The 10,302-nt window shown below is 69.3% G+C and carries 11 protein-coding genes; 8 read left to right on the top strand and 3 right to left on the bottom strand.

Annotation, left to right across the window (positions count from 1 at the left end; all coding sequences use genetic code 11):
- The 3 genes from AC5P09_RS03035 to truA form a co-directional block, all read left to right on the top strand.
- Positions 1-198, top strand: a 198-nt coding sequence (locus tag AC5P09_RS03035) for a DNA-directed RNA polymerase subunit alpha C-terminal domain-containing protein (protein ID WP_386714318.1), incomplete at its 5' end; no start/stop codon positions are given.
- A 116-nt stretch (positions 199-314) separates the two neighbouring features.
- Entirely contained in the window at positions 315-866 is a 552-nt protein-coding gene (gene rplQ / locus AC5P09_RS03030; protein ID WP_493872285.1) for a 50S ribosomal protein L17, read from the top strand.
- 92 nt (positions 867-958) lie between these two features.
- Positions 959-1,822, top strand: a complete 864-nt coding sequence (truA, locus tag AC5P09_RS03025; protein ID WP_493872284.1) for a tRNA pseudouridine(38-40) synthase TruA — start codon at positions 959-961, stop codon at positions 1,820-1,822.
- A 117-nt stretch (positions 1,823-1,939) separates the two neighbouring features.
- Here truA and AC5P09_RS03020 read toward each other — a convergent pair whose 3' ends face one another.
- Complete coding sequence (locus AC5P09_RS03020; RefSeq protein WP_493872283.1) at positions 1,940-2,824, bottom strand: hypothetical protein; 885 nt, start codon at positions 2,822-2,824, stop codon at positions 1,940-1,942.
- An 847-nt stretch (positions 2,825-3,671) separates the two neighbouring features.
- On the opposite strand from AC5P09_RS03020, the gene rplM reads away from it, so the two are divergent.
- From rplM to glmM, 3 genes are all read left to right on the top strand, one after another.
- A complete protein-coding gene (rplM, locus tag AC5P09_RS03015; protein WP_266434995.1) occupies positions 3,672-4,115 on the top strand; it encodes a 50S ribosomal protein L13 in 444 nt (147 codons plus the stop codon).
- 41 nt (positions 4,116-4,156) lie between these two features.
- A complete protein-coding gene (rpsI, locus tag AC5P09_RS03010; RefSeq protein ID WP_266434993.1) occupies positions 4,157-4,684 on the top strand; it encodes a 30S ribosomal protein S9 in 528 nt (175 codons plus the stop codon).
- Positions 4,685-4,874: 190 nt separating this feature from the next.
- On the top strand, positions 4,875-6,233 hold the full coding sequence (gene glmM, locus AC5P09_RS03005; RefSeq protein WP_493872282.1) for a phosphoglucosamine mutase: 1,359 nt from the start codon (positions 4,875-4,877) through the stop codon (positions 6,231-6,233).
- A 135-nt stretch (positions 6,234-6,368) separates the two neighbouring features.
- Here the strand turns inward: glmM and AC5P09_RS03000 are convergent, their stop codons facing one another.
- On the bottom strand, positions 6,369-7,304 hold the full coding sequence (locus AC5P09_RS03000; protein ID WP_493872281.1) for a DUF389 domain-containing protein: 936 nt from the start codon (positions 7,302-7,304) through the stop codon (positions 6,369-6,371).
- Positions 7,305-7,335: 31 nt separating this feature from the next.
- Positions 7,336-8,304 carry a type I pantothenate kinase gene (gene coaA / locus AC5P09_RS02995; protein WP_266434987.1) on the bottom strand — a complete coding sequence of 323 codons (969 nt, stop codon included), beginning with the start codon at positions 8,302-8,304 and terminating at the stop codon, positions 7,336-7,338.
- 181 nt (positions 8,305-8,485) lie between these two features.
- Here coaA and AC5P09_RS02990 point away from each other — a divergent pair, with 181 nt between their 5' ends.
- On the top strand, positions 8,486-9,493 hold the full coding sequence (locus AC5P09_RS02990) for an ATP-binding cassette domain-containing protein (RefSeq protein WP_493872280.1): 1,008 nt from the start codon (positions 8,486-8,488) through the stop codon (positions 9,491-9,493).
- Complete coding sequence (locus AC5P09_RS02985; RefSeq protein WP_307676755.1) at positions 9,490-10,299, top strand: ABC transporter permease; 810 nt, start codon at positions 9,490-9,492, stop codon at positions 10,297-10,299. The genes AC5P09_RS02990 and AC5P09_RS02985 overlap by 4 nt, the downstream gene beginning before the upstream one ends.
- Positions 10,300-10,302 lie beyond the last annotated feature (3 nt).

Below are 10,302 nucleotides of genomic sequence, written 5' to 3'. Positions count from 1 at the left end.
GTGGCGCGTTCCGAGGCGGACCTGCTCGACATCCGCAACTTCGGTGCGAAGTCGATCGACGAGGTCAAGGCGAAGCTGGCCGGCATGGGCCTGGCCCTGAAGGACAGCCCGCCCGGATTCGACCCGACCGCCGCCGCCGACGCCTTCGGCGCCGACGACGACGTGGACGCGGGCTTCGTGGAGACCGAGCAGTACTGATCGGCACGACCTCCGGGGGTCTCGTAGAGGCCCTCGGATCTTCGACGGGCGACCGCCCGCTCGGATACTGACCCCGGTACCTGACACGGCCGGGGCAGACACCTAGGAGAAACACCATGCCGAAGCCCACCAAGGGTGCCCGTCTGGGCGGCAGTGCCGCGCACGAGAAGCTGCTTCTCGCGAACCTCGCGAAGTCGCTGTTCGAGCACGGCCGTATCACCACCACCGAGGCGAAGGCGCGCAAGCTGCGTCCGTACGCCGAGCGTCTGGTCACCAAGGCGAAGAAGGGCGACCTTCACAACCGCCGTCAGGTGCTCCAGGTGATCACGGACAAGAGCATCGTGCACACGCTCTTCACCGAGATCGGCCCGCGCTACGAGAACCGCCCGGGTGGCTACACCCGCATCACCAAGATCGGTAACCGCCGTGGCGACAACGCGCCCATGGCTGTCATCGAGCTGGTCGAGGCGCTGACGGTCGCTCAGCAGGCGACCGGCGAGGCCGAGGCCGCCACCCAGCGTGCCGCCAAGGACGCCGAGGCTGCCACCGAGGCTCCGGCCGCCGAGGAGACCAAGGTCGACGTGACCAAGGCCGACGAGGCTGTCGAGGACGCGGCTCCGGCCGAGCCCGCCGCGGAAGCGGCTGAGGACAAGGCCAAGGACGCCTGAGGTTGAACCCTCGCGTTGAGCGGGTCCGCCCCCTGCGGGGCGGGCCCGCTTTCACGTTTTTGAAAGCGATGCAGCGCTGAGAGGATCTAGGGGTGAGTGACGAAGTACAGCCCGGGTTCGTACGGGTGCGGATGGACCTCTCGTACGACGGGACCGCGTTCTCCGGGTGGGCCAAGCAGGCCGGGGGCCGGCGGACCGTGCAGGGGGAGATCGAGGACGCGCTGCGGACGGTGACGCGGTCGCGCGACACGGTGTTCGAGCTGACCGTGGCCGGGCGCACCGATGCCGGGGTGCACGCGCGCGGACAGGTCGCCCATGTCGATCTGCCTCGGGAGGTCTGGGCCGAGCAGCACGGGAAGCTGCTCAAGCGGCTCGCCGGGCGGCTGTCCAAGGACGTACGGGTGTGGGCCCTGAGGGAGGCGCCCAGCGGCTTCAACGCCCGCTTCTCCGCGGTCTGGCGGCGGTACGCCTATCGCGTGACCGACAACCCCGGCGGCGTCGACCCGCTTCTGCGGAGCCACGTGCTCTGGCACGACTGGCCCCTCGACGTAGACGCGATGAACGAGGCCGCAGGGCGGCTCCTCGGGGAGCACGACTTCGCCGCCTACTGCAAGAAGCGCGAAGGCGCGACCACCATTCGTACGCTCCAGCAGCTGAGCCTGGAGCGAGGGGCCGACGGGATCATCACCGCCACGGTCCGCGCCGACGCCTTCTGCCACAACATGGTGCGGTCGCTGATCGGGGCGCTGCTGTTCGTGGGGGACGGGCACCGTCCGCCCGACTGGCCGGGCAAGGTGCTCGCCGCCGGCGTACGGGACTCCGCCGTGCATGTCGTACGGCCGCACGGGCTGACGCTGGAGGAAGTCGGCTACCCGGCCGACGAGTTGCTGGCCGCGCGGAACATGGAGGCGCGGAACCGGCGGTCGCTGCCGTCGGGGGGCGGGTGCTGCGGCTAGTGCTCCGGCCGCGCAGGACGGCCGGCCGTCAGCCGGAGGGCACCGCACCCGTCCTGAACGTCTCCTGGGAATCCCGGTGACGGTGACGGTGTCGGGCCGGGTTCCGGGCAGGTCGCGTCACTCGTTGGCCGCTGCCGAAGCCTGGGCCTCGCCGCGTCGCCGGATCTGGCGGAACGTGAACTCGCCGAGGTCGTCGCCGGTGGTGAAGACGGCGGTGTCCTTCGTCGTCACGTCCTTGCCGTTGGTGAAGCCGGCGATCGTGAAGTAGGCGTAGCGGCCGTAGGAGTTGGTGGTCGAGCGGCAGACCGCGGAGTTGCAGAACTCCTTGACGCCGTCGCCGGCCAGGGACGCGACGATGCTCTTGGTGTCGGCGTCCTTCTTGGCCTTGAGTGCCTGTGCTTCGGTGTCGAAGACCGCCACGCCGACCGTGACCGCGACGCCGTCCTTGGTGTACGTGACGCGCATGAGGCGGGTGCAGTCGTTGTCGTTGAGGACCTTCACGAGGGTGCCCTTGGCCGCCGCGGCGCAGCTCTTGGTGTCGGCCGTCGCGCCCTTCTTGTAGACGGTCGAGCCCATGGTCAGCTGCGTGCCCGGGAACAGGATGTTCGGGCCGATCGGGGCCGTGTCCTTGTTCTTGCTGGACACGAACTCCTTCGGGTCCAGCGGCGGCGGGGCGCTGGTCGGCTCGAACGACGGCTCCGCGGTCCCGGTTCCGCTCGGAATGTCGGCACTGTTGGGAAGAGTGGACGGCCGGCCCGATCCCTCGGGGTCGCCGTCCGCCGACACCACGGCCATCGCCACGGCCGTGCCGATCGCCAGCGTGGCCAGTGCGCCGCCGCCGATGAACAGCAGCCGGCGCCGCTTGGCGCGCGTCTCGGAGGCCTCGGCGAGCGCGGCCCAGTCCGGGGCGCCGCCGGAGTCGCCGCCGTTCCACGGCTGCTGGGATTGTGGTGTCCAGGGATCCCACTGGGACTGGGGTCCCCCCTGCTGCCCATAGCTCATGAGCCGCATCTTAGACGGCGAAAGCGGTGCGCCGGTCCGCCTCAAGGGGCTCTGGAACACCTGGCGTTCGCTCGGTGAGCGAGCACAAAGGCGACATCTCCGGGTGGTTGGTGCGAAGGGTGACCCGGCAGCTGTGGGTGATGCCGGCAGCGGTACGGGGTGCCCTCGCGGCGCGTACGGCACCGCTGACCTCGGGCGGCGGGATGAGCGACGCCATCGTCGTCCGGGCCGCGCGCACCTGGCCGGGGGCGTGGGTCTGTGCCCTACGTCTCCATGACCTGATCCTCCTGTCCGACCGGACGGCGACCGCAGCTCTGGCCTGCCGCTCGTCCTGCTGCCGACGGGCCGAGGCCGGTGGGTGGCGGCGGGCGTGCTGGTCGGGCTCGCGGCGGCGATGCCGGTCCCAGCCCGTTGCGGCTGCCCGAGACGGCGGCGGCCCTGATGCCGTCGGGGGTTCGTCGTGCCCAGGCCGCCGTACGGGCTGTGGCTGGCATGCCCGTACCTCGGAGCGGTTCGGTGCAGGGCCTGGAGGATGCCGTCACGCTGTGTGCGCCGGTGTTCACGGTGGCGTACCCCGAGAGAACCCGGGGGTGTGTGGGGCGGGTAGAATCGGTTCGGACGGCTGCAGTCGCCTCGTTTTGACCCGTACGGGCCAGCGCAGGTATCCTGCTTCTTCGTTGTGTATTGGCTTGCTCATTCTCACGGGACGGGCCCTTACACCGGTCCACCGGGCCGATGACCAGCGACCCCACGCACGCGGTATGCGTCGCCGCCGTGGGCCCAGGCTGTCGTGATCGTTTCGGTGACCTTGTTTAGGACCATTCACTCGAAGCGAAGGCTACGAACCGTGCGTACGTACAGCCCCAAGCCCGGCGATGTGACGCGCCAGTGGCACGTCATCGACGCTCAGGACGTTGTCCTGGGTCGTCTCGCCACCACCGCCGCCACGCTTCTGCGGGGCAAGCACAAGCCGATCTACGCCCCTCACGTCGACACCGGTGACTTCGTCATCATCATCAACGCCGACAAGGTGCACCTCTCCGGCAACAAGCGGACCCAGAAGATGGCCTACCGCCACTCGGGCTACCCGGGTGGTCTGCGCTCCGTCCGTTACGACGAGCTGCTCGACAAGAACCCCGAGAAGGCCGTCGAGAAGGCCATCAAGGGCATGCTCCCCAAGAACACTCTGGGCCGTCAGATGCTCTCGAAGCTGAAGGTCTACAAGGGTGACCAGCACCCGCACGCCGCCCAGCAGCCGGTGCCGTTCGAGATCACCCAGGTCGCGCAGTAAGTCCGGCCACCCCTAAGACCGAACAGAATCTGAGGAGAATCGTGGCCGAGACCACCGTTGAGCAGCCGGTCGAAGAGACCGAGACCGAGCTCGTCGACATTGACAGCTACACCACCGAGTCCGAGGTCCCCGTCGAGGGTGAGTACACCTCGGAGTCCCTCGCAGGCCGCTTCGGCGACCCGCAGCCGGCCGCCGGCCTGGGCCGTCGCAAGAACGCCATCGCCCGCGTCCGGATCGTCCCGGGCTCCGGCAAGTGGAAGATCAACGGTCGCACCCTTGAGGACTACTTCCCCAACAAGGTGCACCAGCAGGAAGTCAACGAGCCCTTCAAGGTGCTCGAGCTCGAAGGCCGCTACGACGTCATCGCCCGCATCGCGGGTGGCGGTGTCTCCGGTCAGGCCGGTGCGCTCCGTCTCGGTGTCGCCCGCGCGCTGAACGAGGCCGACGTGGACAACAACCGCGGCGCCCTCAAGAAGGCCGGCTTCCTCCGTCGTGACGACCGTGCGGTCGAGCGCAAGAAGGCCGGTCTCAAGAAGGCCCGCAAGGCCCCGCAGTACAGCAAGCGCTAAGCTTCGCTGCCTGCTCGTACTCGCGGTACTACCAGCAGCAGTACGCAGTACGTCCGAACGCCCCGGCGGCACGCCACAGTGCCGTCGGGGCGTTCGTTTATCACAGCCATGGGCGTATAACGGCACAAGACGTTCAAGGGCTTGTGTGATCGCGTGATCTCCGAAAGTGACGCTTTATCCAGGAGGACAAGTGGGACGACTCTTCGGCACGGACGGCGTGCGCGGTGTCGCCAACGCGGATCTGACGGCCGAGATGGCGCTCGGCCTCTCCGTGGCCGCGGCGCACGTACTGGCCGAGGCGGGCACCTTCGAGGGCCATCGGCCGACGGCCGTGGTCGGACGGGACCCGCGCGCGTCCGGGGAGTTCCTGGAGGCCGCCGTGGTCGCGGGCCTCGCCAGCGCGGGCGTCGACGTCCTGAAGGTGGGCGTGCTGCCCACCCCGGCGGTCGCCTACCTCACGGCCGACCTCGGCGCCGACCTCGGTGTCATGCTCTCCGCCAGCCACAACGCCATGCCCGACAACGGCGTGAAGTTCCTCGCCCGCGGCGGGCACAAGCTCGACGACGAGCTCGAGGAGCGGATCGAGGCCGTCTACGAGGAGCACCGCACCGGCGCCCCCTGGGACCGGCCGACGGGCTCGGGAGTGGGGCGCGTGCGGACGTATGACGAAGGGGCCGAGAAGTACGTCTCCCACCTCGTCGGCGTTCTCCCGAACCGGCTCGACGGGCTGAAGATCGTCCTCGACGAGGCGCACGGCGCGGCCGCCCAGGTCTCGCCCGAGGCGTTCACCCGGGCCGGCGCCGAGGTCATCACCATCGGTGCCGACCCGACCGGGCTCAACATCAACGAGGGCTGCGGCTCCACCCACCTCGGCCTCCTCAAGGCCGCGGTCCTCGAGCACGGTGCCGCGTTCGGCATCGCGCACGACGGGGACGCCGACCGGTGCCTCGCCGTCGACCACACCGGTGAGGAGGTGGACGGCGACCAGATCATGGCCGTACTCGCGCTTGCGATGCGGGAGCGTTCCGCACTGCGCTCCGGCACCGTTGTCGCGACGGTCATGTCGAACCTCGGGTTCAAGCTGGCGCTGGAGCGGGAGGGGCTGAAGCTCATCCAGACGGCGGTGGGTGACCGGTATGTGCTCGAGGAGATGAAGGAGCACGGGTACGCGCTGGGAGGCGAGCAGTCCGGGCACGTGATCATCCTCGATCACGCGACCACCGGGGACGGCACGCTGACCGGGCTGCTGCTGGCCGCGCGGGTCGCGGAGAGCGGGCGGTCGTTGCGGGAGCTGGCGGCTGTGATGGAGCGGTTGCCGCAGGTGCTGATCAATGTGCCGGATGTTGATCGGTCTCGGGTCGGTACGTCTGCGGAGTTGGCGACGGCTGTTGCTGACGCGGAGCGGGAACTCGGGGCTACGGGGCGGGTGCTGTTGCGTCCCTCCGGGACCGAGCCGTTGGTTCGGGTGATGGTCGAGGCGGCTGATATTGATCAGGCTCGGTCTGTGGCCGGGCGGTTGGCCGATGCGGTGAAGTCGGCGCTGGGGTAGGTCTTTCCGGGTTCGGGGTGGGGGGTTCTGTGCTTTGCGGGCTGCGGCTGCGTCGTGGCTTGTCGCGCCCACGCGGCGGAGCCGCATATGGACAGAGCCCCGCGCCCCTGAGGGGCGTAGCCCAACTCCGGCGTTTCAGAGTGCCGTTCGCTTTCGCTGGGTGGACCAGAGCCACTTCTGGAGCAGCAGGGTCAGGGTGCCGGCCAGGATGATGCCCAAGAGGTTCAGCAGGAGCTGTTCCGAGGAGCGCCAGGCCTGGTTGGTGTCGCTGTAGATCAGGGCCACGGCCGCGTTGGCGGCTGCGGGGACCGTCGTCACCGAGATGGCCACGCCCACCAGGGCGCCGGACTTGGCGGAGGTCAGGGAGAGGGTGCCGGCGGCTCCGGCGAGGACGGCCACGACGAACGAGAACCAGTCCGGGGCGTAGATGAAGCCGGTGTTGGGGCGGTCGGCCTCCAACAGGTCCTTGGTGAACAGGCCGACGGCGTCCATGAAGAGGCTGAAGCCGACCGTCACCGCCATCGCCACCGCGAACCCCACCAGCAGGGCGATCAACGAGCGCAGTGCCAGGCGCGGCGCGCGCTGTACCGCGGCCGTGCAGATACCGGCCAGCGGGCCGAACTCCGGGCCGACCGCCATCGCGCCGACGATCAGGATCGCGTTGTCCAGGACCACACCGCAGGCCGCGATCATCGTGGCGAGTGTGATGAACGTGAGGTAGGTGATGGAGAGGGTCGACTCCTCGTGTGTCGCGTCCGTCAGGTGCTCCCACAGGACCGCGTCCGCGCCCTCGCCGGGTGCGTCGTCCTCGGCTCGGTCGGCGCGCTTGGACAGGGACAGGTCGATGTTCTCGACGGCGATGGAGCCGCAGTCCTCGAGGCCCAACCCCTGGAGTCCGGTGAGGAGTTCGTCTCCCGCCTCGCGGGCCACGTCGCACATCACCACGTCTCCGGCCGGGTCGCGGGCGGCGCCCGGCATGACGACGAGGTGGGCGGTGCCGACTGTCTCCTCGATCAGGCGCACCACTTCGTCGGTCTTGCCGGACGGGGTGATCAGACGCAGATGCAGCATGGGGTCTTTCTAACAGGCCCTGGTTACGGCGTCACAGCTTGCGCAGGCTCAGGCGCTGGACCTTGTGGTCCGGGCCCTTGCGGATGATGAGGGTGGCGCGGCCGCGGGTGGGGGCCACGTTCTCGATCAGGTTCGGACGGTTGATGGTCCGCCAGGTCGTGCGGGCGTAGTCGAGGGCCTCCTCCTCGGACACCTGGGTGTACTTGCGGAAGTACGAGGAGGGGTTCTGGAAGGCGGTCGCGCGCAGCTTCTTGAAGCGGTTGAGGTACCAGCGCTCGATGTCCTCGGCGCGGGCGTCGACGTACACGCTGAAGTCGAAGTAGTCGGCGAGACCGACCCGGGTGCGGCCGTCCTTGCCGGGCAGGGCGGGCTGGAGGACGTTCAGGCCCTCGACGATCAGGATGTCGGGGCGGCGGACCGTGAGCCGCTGGTCCGGGACGATGTCGTAGATGAGGTGGGAGTAGACCGGGGCCGTCACCTCGTCCTTGCCCGCCTTGATGTCGGCGACGAAACGGGTCAGGGCGCGGCGGTCGTACGACTCGGGGAAACCTTTCCGCGACATCAGGCCGCGGGCCTGGAGCTCCTTGGTGGGGAGCAGGAAGCCGTCGGTGGTGACCAGTTCGACGCGCGGGTGCTCGGGCCAGCGGGAGAGCAGGGCCTGGAGAAGGCGGGCGACCGTGGACTTTCCCACGGCGACCGAGCCGGCGACTCCTATGACGAACGGGGTGCCGGACTGGGAGCCCTGTTCGCCGAGGAAGGTGTTCAGGGCGCCGCGCAGGCCGTCGGTGGCCCCGATGTAGAGGTTCAGGAGCCGGGACAGCGGGAGGTAGATGTCCCGCACCTCGTCGAGGTCGATGACGTCGCCGAGGCCGCGCAGCTTCTCGACCTCCTCGGCGGTGAGCGGCAGCGGAGTCTTCTCGCGCAGCGCACTCCACTCGGCTCGGGTGAGGTCGACGTAGGGAGTCGCCTCCGGCCTGTGCCGGTGGGCGCTCCGGGGCATCGGGGGGACCGGAGAGATCACAGTCCATTGTTACGGGAGTACGAACGGATGGCGGGGTGGGGTCCGTCACGCATCAGGATTCGGGGCGAACCCGGGCAAGACGGGGAATGTCAGTGCCGTGCGTCACAGTTGTGGGAGAGGTGGGCCCAGGCCGGGGTCCACGAACCCCGAGGGGTGACCCATGACGTATGCGATTGAGGCGGAAGGCCTGGTCAAGCGGTTCAAGGAGACAGAGGCGCTGGCCGGGGTCGACCTGGGGGCCCGCAAGGGCTCGGTGCTCGGGCTGCTGGGTCCCAACGGCGCGGGGAAGACGACCGCGGTGCGGATCTTCGCGACGCTGCTCAGGCCCGACGCGGGCAGGGCCCACGTGGCCGGGCACGACGTGGTCCGCGAGGCCGGGGTCGTGCGCGCCATGATCGGGCTGACCGGGCAGTACGCGGCGGTGGACGAGAACCTGACCGGCACGGAGAATCTGCTGCTCATCGGCCGGTTGCTCGGTCTGCCGCGGCGGGAGGCCAAAGCGAGGGCGGGTGAGCTGCTGGAGCGTTTTCAGCTGACGGACGCGGCCGGGCGGGCCGTCAAGACCTTCTCCGGGGGCATGCGCAGGCGCCTGGACCTGGCGGCCAGCCTCGTGGGCCGGCCCAGCATCCTCTTCCTCGACGAACCGACCACCGGCCTGGACCCGCACAGCCGCGGTGAGCTGTGGAAGATGCTGCGGGGCCTGGTCGCGGACGGCGCGACGGCCTTGCTGACCACGCAGTATCTGAACGAGGCCGATGTGCTCGCCGACGACATCGTGGTGATCGACAAGGGCCGGGTGATCGCCGAGGGCACGCCGGACCAGCTGAAGTCGCAGGTCGGCGGCCAGGTGCTGCAACTGCGGCCGGTGCTGGCGCAGGACCTCACGCGGGTGCACGCGCTCGTCGCCCAGGCGGCCGGTCCGCAGACCCAGATAGAGGGCGAGACCATCACGGCGCCGGTGAAGGACCCCGAGCTGATGCCGGCCGTCGTGCGCACGCTCGACCGGGAGGGCATCTCGGTGGGCGAGCTGGCCCTGCGCCGCTCCTCGCTCGACGAGGTCTTCATGGCCCTGACCGGCCATCGCGCCGAACCCGGCGGGCCGGAGGGCAACGGCGGCGCGGCCGTCCGGGACGACAGCGAGAGGGAGAAGGCGGTGAGCCGGTCATGACCGCCACCACCATCACGGCGCCGGTCACCGAGTCCGGCCGTGTGCGGCCCCTCGACGGACTGCGGCAGACCTTCACCATGGCCTGGCGCAGCCTGGTCGCCGTCAAGCACAACCCGCTCGAGCTGGTCGACTACAGCATCACGCCGATCATGTTCGTGTTCCTCTTCACGTACGTACTGGGCGGGCAGATGGCCGGATCGCCCGAGGCGTATCTGAAGTACGCGCTGCCCGGGATCATCGTGCAGAACACCCTGTTCATGACCATGTACACGGCGATGGCGCTCAACACGGACCTCACCAAGGGCGTCTTCGACCGGCTGCGCAGCCTGCCGATAGCGCGGTCCGCGCCGCTGATCGGGCGGATCACCGCGGACCTGGCCAAGCATGTGTGGGCCCTGCTGCTGATGATCGGGCTCGGTCTGCTGCTCGGCTTCCGGATCACGGGCGGGCTCGACGGTTTCCTGCTCGGCACGCTGCTGGTGGTGGTGTTCGCCGCGGCCGTTTCGTGGAGCGCGGTGCTGATCGGGATGCTCGCCGGCGACGCGGAGAAGGTGCAGGCGTTCGCGTTCACGCTCATCTTCCCGATCACGTTCACCAGCAGCGCGTTCGTCGTCGTGGACACCATGCCCGGCTGGCTCCAGGCGTGGAGCGACGTCAACCCGGTCACCCATCTGTCCGACGCCTTCCGCGGGCTGCTGCTCGGTGGGCCGGTGGCGGAGCCGGTGCTGTGGTCGCTGGTGTGGGCGGCAGGTATCGCGCTCGTGTTCTATCCGCTGGCGATGAGGGCCTATCGGGCGAAGGTATGAGCT

This window comes from Streptomyces sp. a15, from assembly GCF_059026085.1.
The sequence above is the reverse complement of the archived record's forward strand: the minus strand, read 5'-3'. Positions and strand labels throughout refer to the sequence as shown.